General features: G+C 68.3%; 15 protein-coding genes. 6 read left to right on the top strand and 9 right to left on the bottom strand.

Going from position 1 to position 16,516, the window contains the following annotated elements; all coding sequences use genetic code 11:
- Nucleotides 1-177 precede the first annotated feature (177 nt).
- Nucleotides 178-1,185 carry an aldo/keto reductase gene (locus tag K2F54_RS01270; RefSeq protein WP_220604014.1) on the bottom strand — a complete coding sequence of 336 codons (1,008 nt, stop codon included), beginning with the start codon at nt 1,183-1,185 and terminating at the stop codon, nt 178-180.
- Nucleotides 1,186-1,426: 241 nt separating this feature from the next.
- On the opposite strand from K2F54_RS01270, the gene K2F54_RS01265 reads away from it, so the two are divergent.
- Genes K2F54_RS01265 through K2F54_RS01250 form a run of 4 tightly spaced genes read left to right on the top strand, consistent with a single transcriptional unit; the run spans nt 1,427 to nt 4,640 of the window.
- Nucleotides 1,427-1,900: a single-stranded DNA-binding protein gene (locus tag K2F54_RS01265; protein WP_220604013.1), complete on the top strand. Its 474-nt coding sequence runs from the start codon at nt 1,427-1,429 to the stop codon at nt 1,898-1,900.
- Between the two features lie 46 nt (nt 1,901-1,946).
- On the top strand, nt 1,947-2,453 hold the full coding sequence (locus K2F54_RS01260) for a DUF6993 domain-containing protein (protein WP_308287444.1): 507 nt from the start codon (nt 1,947-1,949) through the stop codon (nt 2,451-2,453).
- A 5-nt stretch (nt 2,454-2,458) separates the two neighbouring features.
- Complete coding sequence (ettA, locus tag K2F54_RS01255; RefSeq protein ID WP_220604012.1) at nt 2,459-4,141, top strand: energy-dependent translational throttle protein EttA; 1,683 nt, start codon at nt 2,459-2,461, stop codon at nt 4,139-4,141.
- Nucleotides 4,142-4,148: 7 nt separating this feature from the next.
- Complete coding sequence (locus K2F54_RS01250) at nt 4,149-4,640, top strand: acyl-CoA thioesterase (RefSeq protein WP_220604011.1); 492 nt, start codon at nt 4,149-4,151, stop codon at nt 4,638-4,640.
- 29 nt (nt 4,641-4,669) lie between these two features.
- On the opposite strand, the gene K2F54_RS01245 is transcribed toward K2F54_RS01250, so the two are convergent.
- The gene (locus tag K2F54_RS01245) at nt 4,670-5,089 is read right to left on the bottom strand and encodes a QcrA and Rieske domain-containing protein (protein WP_220604010.1); all 420 of its coding nucleotides are present in this window, start codon (nt 5,087-5,089) and stop codon (nt 4,670-4,672) included.
- A 54-nt stretch (nt 5,090-5,143) separates the two neighbouring features.
- Entirely contained in the window at nt 5,144-6,019 is an 876-nt protein-coding gene (locus K2F54_RS01240) for an acyl-CoA thioesterase (RefSeq protein WP_220604009.1), read from the bottom strand.
- 64 nt (nt 6,020-6,083) lie between these two features.
- On the opposite strand from K2F54_RS01240, the gene K2F54_RS01235 reads away from it, so the two are divergent.
- The gene (locus tag K2F54_RS01235) at nt 6,084-6,761 is read left to right on the top strand and encodes a DUF8185 domain-containing protein (RefSeq protein WP_220604008.1); all 678 of its coding nucleotides are present in this window, start codon (nt 6,084-6,086) and stop codon (nt 6,759-6,761) included.
- A gap of 46 nt (nt 6,762-6,807) precedes the next feature.
- Here K2F54_RS01235 and K2F54_RS01230 read toward each other — a convergent pair whose 3' ends face one another.
- From K2F54_RS01230 to pepN, 3 genes are all read right to left on the bottom strand, one after another.
- Complete coding sequence (locus K2F54_RS01230) at nt 6,808-7,248, bottom strand: globin (protein ID WP_255576546.1); 441 nt, start codon at nt 7,246-7,248, stop codon at nt 6,808-6,810.
- Nucleotides 7,238-8,383, bottom strand: coding sequence for a mechanosensitive ion channel family protein (locus K2F54_RS01225; protein ID WP_220604007.1), 1,146 nt, complete (start codon nt 8,381-8,383; stop codon nt 7,238-7,240). Before K2F54_RS01225 ends, K2F54_RS01230 begins: the two co-directional genes overlap by 11 nt.
- Before the next feature lie 137 nt (nt 8,384-8,520).
- Nucleotides 8,521-11,064, bottom strand: coding sequence for an aminopeptidase N (gene pepN, locus K2F54_RS01220; protein WP_220604006.1), 2,544 nt, complete (start codon nt 11,062-11,064; stop codon nt 8,521-8,523).
- 101 nt (nt 11,065-11,165) lie between these two features.
- On the opposite strand from pepN, the gene K2F54_RS01215 reads away from it, so the two are divergent.
- Nucleotides 11,166-12,215, top strand: coding sequence for a DUF2332 domain-containing protein (locus K2F54_RS01215; RefSeq protein WP_220604005.1), 1,050 nt, complete (start codon nt 11,166-11,168; stop codon nt 12,213-12,215).
- Here K2F54_RS01215 and K2F54_RS01210 read toward each other — a convergent pair.
- The 3 genes from K2F54_RS01210 to K2F54_RS01200 form a co-directional block, all read right to left on the bottom strand.
- The gene (locus K2F54_RS01210; RefSeq protein ID WP_308287443.1) at nt 12,212-12,982 is read right to left on the bottom strand and encodes an exonuclease domain-containing protein; all 771 of its coding nucleotides are present in this window, start codon (nt 12,980-12,982) and stop codon (nt 12,212-12,214) included. The genes K2F54_RS01215 and K2F54_RS01210 overlap by 4 nt on opposite strands.
- A gap of 85 nt (nt 12,983-13,067) precedes the next feature.
- Complete coding sequence (locus K2F54_RS01205) at nt 13,068-14,621, bottom strand: SDR family oxidoreductase (RefSeq protein ID WP_220604004.1); 1,554 nt, start codon at nt 14,619-14,621, stop codon at nt 13,068-13,070.
- 145 nt (nt 14,622-14,766) lie between these two features.
- Nucleotides 14,767-16,341: an MFS transporter gene (locus tag K2F54_RS01200; RefSeq protein ID WP_220604003.1), complete on the bottom strand. Its 1,575-nt coding sequence runs from the start codon at nt 16,339-16,341 to the stop codon at nt 14,767-14,769.
- Between the last annotated feature and the right edge of the window lie 175 nt (nt 16,342-16,516).

Genomic DNA, 16,516 nt, shown 5'->3' with positions numbered 1-16,516 from the left:
GTGTGCTCCAAACGTCGGCTGGTGCGGCTGTCGTCAGACTAGGTCCGACCACCGACATCCGCTGTCGCCCGCCCGCCCCACCCGCGATTGTGCACCGTGCGGACAAATGGTCCCGGTGTGCGGGGACCATTTGTCCAGAGCGGGGCCAGTCGCGCTGGCACCGGGGTTGGCTGGCGGTCAGTTCATGCCGGTGCCGTGCACCGCGTATGGCTTGATGCTCGCGATCTCGTCGGCGTCGAGCGCGGGCGCCTCGAGCGCGGCGACGGTCTGTTCGAGCTGGCCGACGCTGCTGGCGCCGACGAGCACACTGGTGACCTGCGGCTGGCGCAGGATCCAGGTCACGGCGAGTTGCGCGAGGGTCTGGCCGCGGTCGGCCGCGATGGTGTTCAACGCCCTGGCTCGTTCGAGATAGGTCTCGCTGAGCGAGTTCTCGTTCAGGAACCGACTCGTGGCGACCCGCGAATCGGAGGGCACGGTGCCGCCGAGGTACCGGTCGGTGAGCAGTCCCTGGGCCAGCGGGGAGAAGACGATGCTGCCCATGCCGAGCTTCTCGAGCACCGGGAACAGACCGTCTTCGATGTGACGGTCGAACATGGAGTAGCGCGGCTGGTGGATCAGGAGGGGAATCTTGTGCTCGGCCAGGGCGGCGTAGGCGGCCACGGTCTGCTCTGGGGTGTAGTTGGAGATTCCGGCGTAGAGGGCCTTGCCCGACTGCACGGCGGTCGCCAGGGCGCCCATGGTCTCTTCGATCGGCGTCTCGGGGTCTGGGCGGTGGGAGTAGAAGATGTCGACGTAGTCCATGCCGAGACGGCCGAGGCTGGCATCCAGCGACGACAGCAGGTACTTGCGGGAGCCGAAGTCGCCGTACGGACCCGGCCACATGTCGTAGCCGGCCTTGCTGGAGATGATCATCTCGTCGCGGTACGGGCGGAAGTCCTCGGCGAAGATACGGCCGAAGTTGGTCTCGGCGGAGCCGGGAGGCGGGCCGTAGTTGTTGGCCAGGTCGAAATGGGTCACGCCCAGGTCGAAGGCACGGCGCAGGATGCCGCGTTGCGTGTCGATCGGGCGTTCGTGGCCGAAGTTGTGCCACAGGCCCAGGGAGAGCGCGGGGAGTTTCAGGCCGCTCTGCCCGGTTCGGCGGTACGGCATCTCGGAATAACGGTTCTCTGCAGCGTCGAAGGTCATGCAGCAACTCTAGGTCCGGGACTCCGGCGGAAGCCCACCAGATGCCGCTCCTCCCCACGCCGTGCAGCGCCGGGTTCCGCACAGTCTGCGCCGGTGGGTTCGGATGCGACCGGCGCGGGATCAGAGTATCTGCAGCGCGTCCCCGACCACGAACCCGGCACGAGGACTGGCCGGGGGCGCGCGGCGAACCGTTCCACCTGTGTTGACCCTTCCCGTCCACCTGACCCGCCAGGAGAGCACCGTGACCGACACCATTGTTTTGACCGGCATCGTGGCTACCACGCCCCGCCATCTCGTCACCAGTTCCGGTTTGGCCATCACCTCGTTCCGGTTGGCCTGCCGGCAGCGCCGCTACGACCGGGCTCGAAACGCGTGGGTGGACGCCGACACGAACTGGTACACGGTGTCGAGCTTTCGGCAGCTGGCCAGCAACGTGGAGCGTTCGGTGCAGAAGGGTGAGCACGTTCTGGTGACCGGGCGGCTGCGCATCCGGGACTGGGAGAACCAGGACCGGGCGGGGACGTCGGTGGAGGTGGAGGCCGATGCGGTCGGCCACAACCTGGCCTGGGGAACGACCGTGCTCACCCGGTCGGCGCCGTCGGCGCCCGAACAGAACGACTCCGAACCCGCTGCAGGCGGCCAGGCCGGCGGAATCACCGATCCCGTGCAGGGTCCCCAGCCCGTGCAACACGATCCCGAAACACAGTCCGCCTAGACTCGTCTTCTCGGCCGCAGCGCGCGGCCGCGGGGGAGGACAGCGCGTGGCCCGCACATTCACCGGACGAACTCGGAGCAGCCGTGGCGCCGTGACCTGGGCCGCGTGCCTGGTCGTCGGCCTCAGCCTGGCGGGCTGCGCCGGAGCTCCAACCGCTGATCCCGCAACGCCCGTGAACAGCGAGTCACCGACGGCACCGGCACCGACAGAGGCCGCCGCCCCCGTTCTCACCCCAGATGGCACCGCCGCCGAGAACCTCGCCTACTTCGACGCCGTCGTGGCGTCGACCATCGCGACCGAGGCCAACCCGCCAGGCCGCACCATCATCGACGCCCTCGTGGCAGCCGGTTTCGCCAAGGACGGCCTCGAAGTCACCGCGGATACGACCACCAAGGGCGAACCGGCAGACTCGATCCAGTTCTCCACTCGCTTCAACGGAGAGTGCCTCGTCGGCCAGAACGGACCGTCCTCCGGCGGCTACCACGGCGTCATCGCCCCCCTGCTCGCAACCGGAACGTGTCTCGTCGGAGCCACGCGCCAAATAGACTGGTAAACACTATGGCTGAATTCATTTACTCGATGGTGCGTGCGCGCAAGGCCATTGGCGACAAGCTCATTCTCGACGACGTCACAATGTCGTTCTTCCCCGGAGCCAAGATCGGCGTGGTGGGACCTAACGGTGCCGGTAAGTCCACGATCCTGAAGATCATGGCCGGGCTCGACACCCCCAGCAACGGTGAGGCCAGGCTCTCGCCCGGCTACAGCGTCGGCATCCTCATGCAGGAGCCGGAACTCGACGAGACCAAGACGGTCCTCGAGAACGTGCAGGAGGGCGTCGGACCGATCAAGGCGAAGGTCGACCGGTTCAACGAGATCAGCGCCGCCCTGGCCGAACCCGATGCCGACTTCGACACCCTGCTGGCCGAGATGGGCACCCTGCAGGAAGAGATCGACGCGGCCGATGCCTGGGACCTCGACTCCCAGCTCGAACAGGCGATGGATGCGCTCCGCACCCCGCCGGGCGACTACCCCGTCGTTGACCTGTCCGGTGGTGAGAAGCGTCGTGTCGCCCTCTGCAAGCTCCTGCTGCAGAAGCCCGACCTGCTCCTCCTCGACGAACCGACTAACCACCTCGACGCCGAGAGTGTGCTCTGGCTCGAGCAGCACCTCGCCAAGTACCCCGGCGCCGTGCTCGCCGTCACCCACGACCGGTACTTCCTCGACCACGTCGCCGAGTGGATCGCCGAGATCGACCGCGGCCACCTGTACCCCTACGAGGGCAACTACTCGACCTACCTCGAGAAGAAGCAGGAACGTCTGCAGGTTCAGGGCAAGAAGGACGCCAAGCTCTCCAAGCGCCTCGCCGAGGAACTCGAGTGGGTGCGCTCCAACGCCAAGGGCCGCCAGGCCAAGTCGAAGGCCCGTCTGGCCCGCTACGAGGAGATGGTCAACGAGGCCGAGCGCGGACGCAAGCTCGACTTCGAAGACATCCAGATCCCCGTCGGCCCCCGTCTGGGCGCCCAGGTCATCGACGCCAAGAAGCTCAAGAAGGGCTTCGGCGACCGCGTTCTCGTCGAGGACCTCTCCTTCACACTGCCCCGCAACGGCATCGTCGGCGTGATCGGCCCGAACGGTGTGGGTAAGACCACCCTGTTCAAGACCATCGTCGGTCTCGAGCCGCTGGACGCCGGTGAGCTGAAGATCGGCGACACGGTCGACATCTCCTACGTCGACCAGAGCCGTGGCGGCATCGACCCGAACAAATCGCTCTGGGAGGTCGTCTCAGACGGCCAGGACTACATCCAGGTCGGCAAGACCGAGGTGCCGTCCCGCGCCTACGTCTCCACCTTCGGATTCAAGGGCCCCGACCAGCAGAAGAAGGCCGGTGTGCTCTCCGGTGGTGAGCGCAACCGCCTGAACCTCGCGCTCACGCTCAAGCAGGGCGGCAACCTGTTGCTGCTCGACGAACCGACCAACGACCTGGACGTCGAAACGCTCGGCTCGCTCGAGAACGCGTTGCTCGAATTCCCCGGCTGCGCCGTGGTCATCACTCACGACCGGTGGTTCCTCGACCGCATCGCCACCCACATCCTCTCCTACGAGGGCACCGCGGAAGACCCGGGCAACTGGTACTGGTTCGAGGGCAACTTCGAGTCCTACGAGCAGAACAAGATCGAGCGTCTCGGCCCGGACGCGGCAAAGCCGCACCGGTCCGCGTACCGCAAGCTCACCAGGGACTAGGGGCCCGATGCGGCTGCACGTCCCCATCCGGCTGCGCTGGTCGGACCTCGACGCGTACGCCCATGTCAACAACGCCGAGATGCTGCGCCTCCTCGAGGAGGCGCGCATCCAGGCGTTCTGGGCGGACGATGAGCCGAACGGATCGGCCGCCGTCGTGGCCGGTGCGGAGATGAGCACCGCCGTGCTCGACGGCCGGCCGGGGGCGGCGACGCTCACCTTGATCGCACGACTGGAAATCGAATACCTCGCGCCGATCCCGTACCTGCGCGCTCCCATCGACGTGCAGTTGTGGATCGGCAAGCTCGGCGGGGCGAGCCTCGACGTCTGCTACGAGGTGTATGGCCCGGCCGGGCAGGAGCCCGCGCAGCTCTACGCGCGCGCGACCACGACCATCGTGCTGGTGGATGCGGCAACGCAGCGCCCCCGCAAGATCAACGAGATCGAGCGGGCCGCCTGGGCCCCCTACCTGGAGCCGACGGCCGCCTTCACCCGCAGGTGACGCTCGCGATCGGGTGCGGCTGAGGGGACCTAGCCGGCGAGGACCGTGTCGCCGTCGAGAGTGACAGTGACCTCGGGGAGGGGGTCGGTGGCCGGACCCTGCAGAACGGCCCCGGTGGCCGGGTTGAAGAGCGAGCCGTGGCAGGGGCAGGCGAGGCCCTTCTTCTCCGGCGCCACGATGCAGCCCTGGTGGGTGCAGATGGCGCTGAAGGCCACCACCTCGCCGGCGGTGGGCTGCGACACGACGATCTGCGCCCCGTTCAGCATGACCGCGATGGCGCCCCCGACCGGGATGTCGCTGAGCTGCGCGACCTCGGTGGGGGTGCTCGTGCCTTCGACGGTGCTGCCGGTGCCGCTCTCGCCTGGGGCGCAGGCAGCGAGTGCGAGGGCGGTGCCCGCGCCACCGGCGACGAGCAGGGTTCGACGGCTGAGGGCGGCTGAGTCGGTCATGATTCTCCCGGTCCTGATCGAGTGTGGCGGTACGGGCAGGCGTGCAGGGTGAGCCTAATCCCGCGGCTGCGGAACCCGAACCATCCCCTCTTGCGCGACCGTGGCCAACAGCAGGCCCTCGCGGCTGTAGATGCTGCCGGTGGACAGGCCACGGCCGCCCTGGGCGGAGGGGGAGTCCTGCACGTACAACATCCACTCGTCGACGCGGCCAAACCGGTGCCACCACATGGCGTGGTCGAGGCTGGCGACCTTGAGACCGGGCGTGGCCCAGGGCAGGCCGTGCCGACGCATAACCGGTTCCATGATCGAGTAGTCGCTGACATAGGCCAGGGCGGCACGGTGCAGGTCTGGGTCGTCCGGGATGGTCTCGAAGGTCTTCATCCAGAGCATCTGCTTGCTGGTGTGCTCGCCGTCCACGGAGAGGTAGATCGACGACGGGATGTGGCGCATGTCGAAGGGACGGTCGTTGGCCCAGGCGCGGGCGAAGTCGTGGTCGATGTGCCCCAGGGTGTCTGCCGTGGTCGGCAGCGACTCCGGGTCGGGAATGTCGGCGGGCATCTCGATGTGGTGCTCGAGGCCCTCATCGGTGTCTTGGAACGACGCGATCATCGACAGGATCGGCACGCCGTTCTGGTACGCCTGGGTGCGCCGGGTCGAGAAGGACCGACCGTCGTGGATCCGGTCGACCGAGAAGGTGATCGGGTGGTTGACGTCACCCGGCCGCAGGAAGTAGCCGTGCATGGAGTGCACGTGTCGTTCGTCCGGCACCGTGCGCATGGCGGCGACGAGGGACTGTGCGAGCACCTGCCCGCCGAAAACGCGCCCCTGCGGCATCCACTGTGACGGACCGGTGAAGATGTCTTCACTGGTGCGTGCTCCCGTGTCGGTCAGGTCGAGAGCGGCCAGAAGACCCTCCAGCGGTGCGTGCATACTGCCTCCTCGTGTGGAACTCGGGTCCGTGGACGCCGACGTACCTTGGTAGTTTAGACAGCAGATGAGCCAGTCATTCTCCCTCTCAGATTCCCTGTCCCTCGGCGACCTCCAGGTCTACCTCCAGCGCGCCGGTCGGGTGGAGGACGGGTCGGTGCGCCTCGTCTCCGCCGCGGGCGTCCTGGCCGTGTACTCGGCGATCCTGTACCCGCGGGGGCTGCTGGACTCCAGCCCGACCGTGCTCGGTCTGCGCACCTTCGCCCTCACCGAGCCCGTCGAGTTGGATGTCGTCGTGCCGGTGCGGTCGCTGCTGGACCGACTCGTGCGACTCACGGCCGCCGTGACGGATGCTGACGCGCCGGTGAGCGTGACCGTTCCGCTGCAGGTGTCCTCGGTCACCTGGGCGGGTATCACGCCGCCACGGGGCGGGTGGACCCCGCAGGGCAGCACCACCGCGGCCGTGCTGGAGGCCGCCGCCAGGGACGGCATCGCCGAGGTGGCCTCCGTCATCCCAACCGGAACCGGTGAGCAGATCGTGCAGCGGGTGCGTTCGGAGGTGTGGGGGCGTCCGATCGACGCGCTCGACTTCGTGCCGGCCGGTGCCGGGTTCGCGGCGATGAGCCTGGGCTTCCTGTCGCCGGAGGAGCCGGTTCAGCTGTTCGAGACCGGCCCCTGGACGCGCCTGAGCACCGCGCGCGGCCACATCCTGGTGCGCCGTAAGCCCTGGTCGCTGCGCGCCTGAGCCGCACCGCCCCTGGGCGCCGACTCAGTTCCGCTACTCGTCTCGGTTAGTCGTCGAAGGTGTTGACCATCGCGTGCGCGGCCCGCTCGAGGTAATCCCAGAGAGTGGCCCGCTGCAGCGGGGGCAGTCCGCTGGCGTCGACCGCGTTGCGCATGTGCAGCAGCCACCGGTCGCGGGCATCCGGGTTCACCTTGAACGGCTGGTGGCGCTGGCGTAGCCGTGGGTGGCCACGTTGCTCGCTGTAGGTGCCGGGGCCGCCCCAGTACTGCTCGAGAAAACCGGTCAGCCGCTCAGCGGCGGGGCCGAGGTCCTCTTCCGGGTACATCGGCTTCAGCACCGGGTCGCCGGCAACACCACGGTAGAACTCGGCCACCAGCTTCTCGAAGAACGGCCGGCCGCCGACCTCCTGGTAGAACGACGGGCTCACGGCCGCGGCGTTCTCACTCGCGCGCAGGTGAACGCCGAGCGGGATGTTGTCACTTGCCATCGGAATCCTCCTGGGCTGATCCCGGTGTCGCCGGCGGCGGGGTGGCCGGGCCGGCACCGGACTGCGGGTCGGTCGGGGCCCGCTTGGGTCGTCTGGGCGCCTTCACCCGGCGCGCGGGAAGGGCCGGTTCGAACGGGGCGGTGTCTGTGGTCGGCAGGGCTGCTGCGGCCTGGGCCGCGGCATCAGAGGGGGCACCCGCCGTGCTGTCGTCGACGTGGCCGCTGCCGGCCGACACGGAGCCGTCGGCCCCGGCCATGACCACGCTGTTGAGCGGGGTGAGCCCCGAGCCCATCCCGTCGAGCGCCTTCTTGAGGTGCAGGCGCAGGTCGCGGGCGAAGTCCCAGCGGGCACCGACCCTGGTGCGCACCACGAGGCGCACCACGAGGGCTTCGGCCGAGATGGATTCCAAGCCCCAGATCTCGGGCTTGCCCAGCATGGCCGAGCGCCACTTGCGGCTGGACGCGAGGGCCCTGGCCACCTTGAGCAGCTCGGCCTGCACGGCCTCGACGTCCGATGAATAGGGGATGGCGAGGTCGACGATGACACGGGCCCAGCCCTGCGACATGTTGCCGGTGCGCAGGATCTCACCGTTGCGGACGAACCACAGGGTGCCCTCGATGTCACGCACCTGGGTGATGCGGATGCCGACGGACTCGACCACACCCTCGGCCAGGCCCAGGTCGACCACGTCACCCACGCCGAGCTGGTCCTCCATCACCATGAAGAGGCCGTTGAGCACATCCTTGACGATGTTCTGCGCACCGAAACCGAGCCCGGCGCCGAGAGCGGCGGTGAGCAGGGCGAACGAGCCGAGGATGCCCGGGTTGATCTCCGTGACGATCAACAGGATCGCGACGATGACGATGAGCACGTTGACGATGTTGGTCAACACCGAGCCGAGCGTCCGGGTGCGCTGCACCACACGGACCGCCGTCACCGGTGACACGTCCAACGACTGGGTGTCGTCGACGTTCTGGCCCTTCTTCACCCCGGAAACGATCTGCGTGACGACCCGACGGATCACGAAGAGCAGCACCCAGCGGGCGAGAAAGGCGAAGAGGATGATGACGGCGACCTGCACGATGGTCAGGTTCCAGATGGTGTCGGCCGTAGCCCAGAAAGTGTCCCAGTTCATAGGCGACCTAGTCTACCGAGCGGTCACCTTGGGCAACCTGAGCGCCACAGCCCGTTGGTCGAGCTTGTCGAGACCCCGTGCGGGATCTCGACAAGCTCGATCAACGACAATTCGACCAGCGAGAGATCGCTGCGGTACTACGCCAGGTCGCGGGCCTGCACGCGCAGCGAACGCTCCACACCGGCCAGGTTTTCCACGACCAGGCGACGCAGTGCCGCCGGCTCGGGGTTGGCGTCCAGCCACGCGCGGGTGGCGTCGACCAGGGCCTGGTTGGACAGAGGCGACGGGTAGAGACCGGTGATCAGCTTCTCCGCGATGGAGTAGCTCCGTTCTGCCCACACCGTCTGTAGCACGTCGAAGTACTGGTGCACAAACGGCTCGAGCAGGCTGGTGTCGTGCGCGCGCAGGAACCCGGCCGCGGTGACCCGCACGATGGTGTTCGGTGCGGTGTCCACGTCGATCAGTGACGACCAGGCGGCCTGCTTGGCGTCGAGCGTGGGGATCGCGGCGCGGGCGTTCGCGGCCGACTGGGCACCGGTGGCGGTGTTGTCGGCGGCCAGCGCGGCGGCGATCTCCGACTCCCCGGCTTCGCCGCCGGCGACGAGGGCCGCCAGCAGCTCCCAGCTGAGGTCGGTGTCGATCTCCAGGCCCGGCAGCGCGAACGAACCGGAGCGGAGGCCGGCGACAGCGGCCAGCTGGGCCGGCGTCTCGGCGACCGACGCGAAGAATTTCACGAACTGGAACTGCGCGTCGCTGCCGGCTTCCGCACCCTGGGCCAGGGCCCAGAGGGTGTCGCCGACCGCGGTGACGGTGGCGTCGCGGTTCTCCGGTGCCACGTAGTACTGGGCGGCGAGGGACACCTGGCCGAGCACCGTGCGGAGCGTCGTGGACTCGGTCTCGGTGGCGATGTTACCGAGCACGAGCTTCACGAAGTCGCGCGGGGAGGTCTCGGCGTCGCGGGTGGCGTCCCAGACCGAACCCCAGACCATCGAGCGGGCCAGCGGGCTCTCGATCGCGGCGAGGAGCTCGAGCGCCACGGCGTGCGACGCGGGGTCGAGGCGCACCTTGGCGTAGGCCAGGTCGTCGTCGTTGAGCAGGATCAGGTCGGCGCGGGGACGGCCGACGAGCTCCGGAACATCCGTCTGGGCGCCGTCGACGTCGAGCTCGACGCGGTGGGTGCGCACCAGGGCGCCGTCGACCAGGTCGTAGAACCCGATCGCGAGACGGTGCGGGCGGATGGTGGGGTAGTCATCCGTGGCGGTCTGCAGCACGGCGAACGCGGTGATGACACCGGCCTCGTCGACCTCGATCTGGGGGCGCAGCGTGTTGACGCCGGCGGTCTCGAGCCACAGGGCGGCCCAGCCGGACAGGTCACGGCCGCTGGCGGCCTCGAGCTCGACGAGCAGGTCGGAAAGCTCGGTGTTGCCCCAGGCGTGCTTCTTGAAGTAGGAGGCGACGCCGGTGAAGAAGGCGTCGATGCCGACCCAGGCGACGAGCTGCTTGAGCACCGAGCCGCCCTTGGCGTATGTGATGCCGTCGAAGTTCACCTGCACGTCTTCGAGGTCGGTGATGGTGGCCACGACGGGGTGGGTGGATGGCAGCTGGTCCTGGCGGTACGCCCAGCTCTTCTCCATCGCCGCGAAGGTGGTCCACGCCTCGGTCCACTCGGTGGCCTCTGCGGTGGCGATGGTCGACGCCCACTCGGCGAACGACTCGTTCAGCCACAGGTCGTTCCACCACTTCATGGTGACGAGGTCGCCGAACCACATGTGCGCCAGCTCGTGCAGGATCGTCACGACGCGGCGTTCCTTGATGGCGTCGGTGACCTTGGAGCGGAAGACGTAGGTCTCGGTGAAGGTGACCGCGCCTGCGTTCTCCATCGCGCCGGCGTTGAACTCCGGCACGAACATCTGGTCGTACTTGTCGAACGGGTACGGGAAGTCGAACTTCTCCTCGAAGTACGCGAAGCCCTGACGGGTCTTCTCGAAGATGTAGTCGGCGTCCAGGTACTCGAACAGGCTCTTGCGGCTGAACAGGCCCAGCGGGATGATGCGGCCGTCGCTGGAGGTGAGCTCGCTGCGCACCACGGCGTACGGGCCGGCCACGAGGGCGGTGATGTAGCTGGAGATGGTGTGGGTGGGCTCGAAGGCCCAGGTCTTGTTGCCGTTGCCGGCATCCGTGGGCTCTGGCGTGGCCGAGTTGGAGATGACCTCCCAGGCGCCTGGCGCGGTGACGGTGAAGGTGAACACGGCCTTGAGGTCGGGCTGCTCGAACACGGCGAAGACGCGGCGGGAGTCTGGCACCTCGAACTGGCTGTACAGGTAGACCTCGTTGTCGACGGGGTCGACGAAGCGGTGCAGGCCCTCGCCGGTGTTCGTGTACGCGGCGTCGGCGACGACGGTGAGCACGTTCGAGTCGGCGAGGTTCTCCAGCTGAATGCGGATGCCGTCGCTGACGAGGGCCGGGTCGAGCTCGACACCGTTGAGGGTGACGCTGTGCACGCTCTCGGTGATCGCGTCGATGAAGGTCGAGCTGCCGGCCACGGCGTCGAAGACGACGGTGGTGGTGCTGGCGAAGGTCGTCGGACCCGTCGTCAGGTCAAGGGTGACGTCATAACTGGTCACGCTGACGAGCGCCTTGCGCTCCTGGGCTTCGATCCTGGTGAGGTTTTCTCCGGGCAACGGTTTCTCCATTTTCGTTTCGGGGGCGCTTCTGGCGCATCCGCATAGAGAACAAGCCTAGCCACGGTGGCGGGGGCGCCGCGCCTGATTAGGCTGCCGGCATGAGAACGAGCACGGATGCCGGCGCCGACACCGCCGTGCGTTACCGGGCCTTCGCGGAGGTGGAGGCTCGCGGGCTGAGCGCCTGCTACGAGGCGTGGGCGGCGGGGGTGGCCGACGATCCGGAGGTCATCGCCCGGATCGACCGACTGCCTCCGGCCACACGGCAGCCCAACCTGGTGTTCAGCGCGGCCAGATTCCACGGAGCCCCGACCGGCGGGTACGGCGCATTCAGGGCCTGGCTGACCGCGAACTGGGCGGCGGTGGAGCAGACCTGCCGCAGCCACGCGACCCAGACCAACGAGCCGGGCCGCTGCGCGGCGCTGCTGCCGGCGCTTGGCGGTGTGCGGGGGCCGCTCGCACTGATCGAGGTGGGGGCGTCGGCCGGGCTGTGCCTGCTGCCGGACCGGTACAGCTACCGGTACGGCCCGGCCGGCGCCAGCGCAGCGGGCGGGGCGGGTGCGGCTGGTCGACTCGACCCGCTGGACGGGCCAAGCCCGGTGCTGCTGGACTGCGCCGTGACCGGTGCGGTGCCGGTGCCGAGCCGGCTGCCCCTGGTGGTGTGGCGGGCGGGAATCGACCTGAACCCGCTCGATGTGGCCGAGCCCGCCGACGTGGCCTGGTTGGACGCACTGATCTGGCCAGAGCACGACGACCGGCGGGCCCGGCTGCGGGCGGCAGTGCAGATCGCGCGGCGGGACCCGCCCCGGCTGGTGCGCGGCGACCTCAACGAACGGGTCGAGGCTCTCGTGGCCGAGGCCCCGGCCCACGCGACGGTCGTGGTGTTCCACACCGCGGTGCTTGCCTACCTGGACGACGCGGGCCGCGACCGGTTCGCGGCGACGATGGGCCGGTTGCACAGGGAGCGGGCCGTGCACTGGCTGGCCAACGAGGGACGAACCGTGGTGCCAGGCGTCGCCGAGACGCTGCCGGTGACGCTACCCGTGGCATCCGGCTCAGCAGACTTCGTGGTGTCGCTGGACGGCCGGGCGCTCGCACTCGCACAGCCGCACGGGCGTGCATTGCATTGGCTGGGGGAGAGGTCGGGTTAGACCGGCGGTGTGGCCGGTGCCGGTGTGGACAGTGCCGGCGCAACGGCGGCGCGGTCGGCACCGACACGGATCGGCCAGGCACCGTCGATGACGATGAGGTCGTCGCCCTTGGACTTGCGCAGGTACGCCTGGAAACTCTCGGCCTGCTCGCGCGCCCAGTCGACCTGGTGGTCGTGCAGGGTGTGCAGGTCGGTCACGTCGGTCTTGGCCAACAGCGCCCAGCAGACCCGGCCGGTGGCCACGGCATCCGCTTCGGCATCGTGGGCACCCTCGAGCAGCACGCCGTAGTACTCTGCGGTGGCCACCAGGGTGCGCTTGCCCTTGCGGTAGCGGTCGATGGCCTTGTCGATGACGTAGGGGTCGAGCACCGGACCGAAGTCTTCGATCGGCTCCAGACCGTACCGGCGGGCCTCGGCGTTGAGCATCGACAGGTCGAAGCTGGCGTTGTAGGCCACGATCGGGCGGCCGCCGGCGATGCTGCGGCGCAGGACCGTGAGCATCTCGGCAATGGCGGTGGCGGGGTCGACGCCGTCACGCTGGGCGACCTCGTCGGTGATGCCGTGGATGGCCGAGGCCCCCTCGGGGATGGGGATGCCGGGATTGAGCAGCCAACTGTACGAGCCGTTCACCGTGCCGTCGCGCATCACGCGGCCGATGAAGCACGTGACAATGCGGTCAGAGTCGGTGTTGACCCCGGTGGTTTCCAGGTCGAACACGCACAGCGAGGGGATGTCGGCGATGGCGGTCTTCACGGTAGTTGTCTGCACGTTCCGACCCTATCGGCGCCCGCCGACACTCACCGTGAAGCGGCAGGGAGTGCCGCCGTTCCCACCCACATCCCGCGAGCGGGCGTTACCAGGTGCCTGGCCGGTAGTCCTTGAGGAAGACACCGTGGATGTCTTCGCCTGCCTCGCCGCGCACGATCGGGTCGTAGACCCTGGCGGCGCCGTCGACCAGGTCGAGCGGGGCGTGGAAGCCCTCCTCGGCCAGGCGGATCTTGGTGGGGTGCGGGCGCTCGTCTGTGATCCAGCCGGTGTCGACGCTGGTCATCAGGATGCCGTCGGAGAGCATCTCCTTGGCGCTGGTGCGGGTGAGCATGTTCAGCGCGGCCTTGGCCATGTTGGTGTGCGGGTGCCCGGGGCCCTTGTAACCGCGGCCGAAGACACCTTCCATCGCCGAGACGTTGACGATGTAGGTGCGCCGAGCCTCGGCTGCGGCCATCGAGGCGCGCAGACGACTCACCAGCAGGAACGGGGCCGTGGTGTTGCACAGCTGCACCTCGAGCATCTCGAGCGGGTCGACGTCCTCGACATTGGCCGTCCAGCTGTTCTCCTCGTGTAGGTCGGGCACCAGGCCGCCCGCGTCGATCGCGGTCCCCGCGGCCAGGCGAGCGAGCGATGAGGAGCCAGGCGCCAGGGCAAGCGCGGTGAGGTCGTCCGCGGTGAGGGCCGCGCCGGTCGCCGCGGCGGCGAGGATCGGGTGGCTGGCCACGGAGGCGGCCAGCGCGGTGGGGTGCGCGTCGTTGGTGTGCCCGAACGAGACGATCTCGGGCAGCTCGCCGTCCGGCAGCGGTGACGACTCGGCCTCCACCAGCGGGGAGTACGAGCCGGGGGAGCGGCGCACGGTCTGCGCGGCGTTGTTGATCAGGATGTCGAGCGGCCCCTGCGCGGCGACGGAGTCGGCCAGGCCGATCACCTGGGCCGGGTCGCGCAGGTCGATGCCGACCACGCGCAGGCGGTGCAGCCAGTCCGCGGAGTCGGGCATGGCGGCAAACCGGCGCACGGCGTCACGGGGGAACCGGGTGGTGATGGTGGTGTGCGCACCGTCACGCAGCAGCCGCAGGGCGATGTACATGCCGATCTTGGCGCGACCGCCGGTGAGCAGGGCGCGCTTGCCGGTGAGGTCCGTGCGGGCATCCCGCTTGGTGTGGCTCATGGCCGCGCAGCTCGGGCAGAGCTGGTGGTAGAAGGCGTCTACCAGGGTGTACTTCTGCTTGCAGATGTAGCAGGCACGCGGAACGAGCAGCTCACCGGCGCTGGGCCGGTCGGTGCCGAGCCGCAGCTGGGCGCCGATGGTCTCGTCGTCGATCCGGGTGGGCGCCCCGGTGGCGGTGGCCGCGATGACCTCACGGTCGGCATCCGCGATCAGCTGGCGCTTCTCGTGCCTGCGCACGGTCTTGACCGACTTGAACATCTTGGCGGTGGCCTGGCGCACGGTGACGAAGTCGGGGTCGTCCGGGTCGATCGTGGCCAGCGAGGCGAGCACACGCAGGGCCACCTCGAGGTCGTGCGGGTCGATGGCCGGGCCCGCTGCCGCAGCGGCGGTGACGGGCACGACGGACGCGGCGGGTTCAGCGGATGCGGCGGCATCGACGGGCGTGCTCTGCGGGTGTTGCTCGGTGGTCATCAGAGAATTCTACGACGGCGCATCCGCCCGCGTTCTCAGAAACGAGCCACTCGTAGGTCGAGCCTGTCGAGACCTCGCGACGTGCCTTGCGGCGTGCGGGGTCTCGACAGGCTCGACCAGCGGTTGTGCGTGGTTGCCGGGAGAGCTAGACCTTGGCCGGCTCCTCGTCGGGCTCGGTCTTCAACGCGCTGAGGTCCATCGACGAGGTCGGCGGCTCGAACGTGGCGTCGAACGGCATCTCGTCGTGATCCAGCAGCGGGTTCTCGAACTGGCCGGCCACGAGTTCCTCGGCCTCTTCGTCCGATTCCACGCTCGGCATGGAGCCGGGCAGCGGGCGGTTGGCGGATTCCTTCAGCCAGAAGATGCTGATGCCACCGATGAACGACGTGAGCATGAGGTAGTAGGCCGGCATCATGTCGTTACCGGTGCCCGCGATCAGCGCCGCGATGATGAACGGCGTGGTGCCGCCGAAGATCGCCACGGCGAAGTTGTACGCGATGCCCATGGCGCCGTAGCGGCTGGCGGTGGGGAACAGGGCCGGTAGTGCGGAGGCGAGGTTGGCGACGTAGAACGTCACCGGCAGGGCGATCAGGGCCAGGCCGAGCAGGGTGGTCCAGATCGAACCGGCGCCGATGAGCAGGAACGCGGGGATGGCGAAGACGACGGCGCTGATGGAACCCATCCAGAGCACCGGACGACGGCCGATCTTGTCGCTGAGGCGCCCGGTGAGCGGGATGCAGCAGGCCATGATCACGAGGATGGGAATGGTCAGCAGTGTTCCGTGCAGCTCGTCGTACCCCATGGTGCTGGTGAGGTAGGTGGGCATGTACGAGGTGAGCGCGTAGCCGACGGTGTTCGCCGCGGCCACGAGGATCATCGCCAGCAGGATGCCGCGCCAGTAATTCTTGAAGATGGCCAGCGGTCCCTTGGGGATGCTGTCGTCTGCGATGAAGTCCGGGTTCTTCAGTGCGGCTTCCTGGGCGTCCAGGCTGGCCTGGAACGCGGGGGACTCCTCGATTTTCATCCGGAAGTAGATGGCGATGAGGCCCAGGGGTCCGGCGAGCAGGAACGGCAGACGCCAGCCCCACTCTTCCATCGCGGCCTGGCCGAGGGTGAGCTGCAGGATCGACACGAGCGCGGCACCGAGGGCGAAGCCCAGGTAGCTGCCCATATCGAGGAAGCTGGCGAGGAAGCCACGGTTCTTGTCCGGGGCGTGCTCGCTGACGAAGGTGGTGGCTCCGGCGTACTCGCCACCGGTGGAGAAGCCCTGCACGAGCTTGGTCAGCACCAGCAGGGCCGCGGCCCAGATGCCGATCTGGGCGTACCCGGGCAGGATGCCGATCACGAAGGTGGAGGCGGCCATGAGCATCAGCGTCATGGCGAGAACCTTCTGGCGGCCGAGCTTGTCGCCGAGCCAGCCGAAGAACACGCCACCCATGGGGCGGGCGATGAAGGTCGCGGCGAAGGTGCCGAGCAGGAACAGGGTCTGCACGGTGGGGTCGGCCTCTGGGAGGAAGACCGGGCCCATGGTGGTGATCAGATACCCGAAGACTCCGACGTCGTACCACTCCATCGTGTTTCCCACGATGGTGCCGCCGAGTGCCTTCTTGAGCATGGGGCGGTCAACGACATTGACATCGGACACCTTGAGGCGGCGCCGGAGCAGGGGCTTCTTGAACTTCTTGACGGTGCGTTCAGCACCGTTGATAGCGTTTGACATGTGTCACTTTCTGACAGTTGAGATGCCTCTTGTGGAGGTCGTGACATGACTCGTGCGCAGACATGGCCAACCTCGGTGTAGAGGTCGGGAGATGCCTCAGATGGAGGTCATGTGCCCCGGATGCGGGGAAGCCCGTCAGCGGGCATAAGCATCAATTTTAGCGCAATATACGCCA

This window comes from Cryobacterium inferilacus (assembly GCF_019599185.1).
Taxonomy (GTDB): Bacteria; Actinomycetota; Actinomycetes; order Actinomycetales; family Microbacteriaceae; genus Cryobacterium; species Cryobacterium inferilacus.
This window is presented reverse-complemented; position numbering and strand designations above follow the sequence as displayed.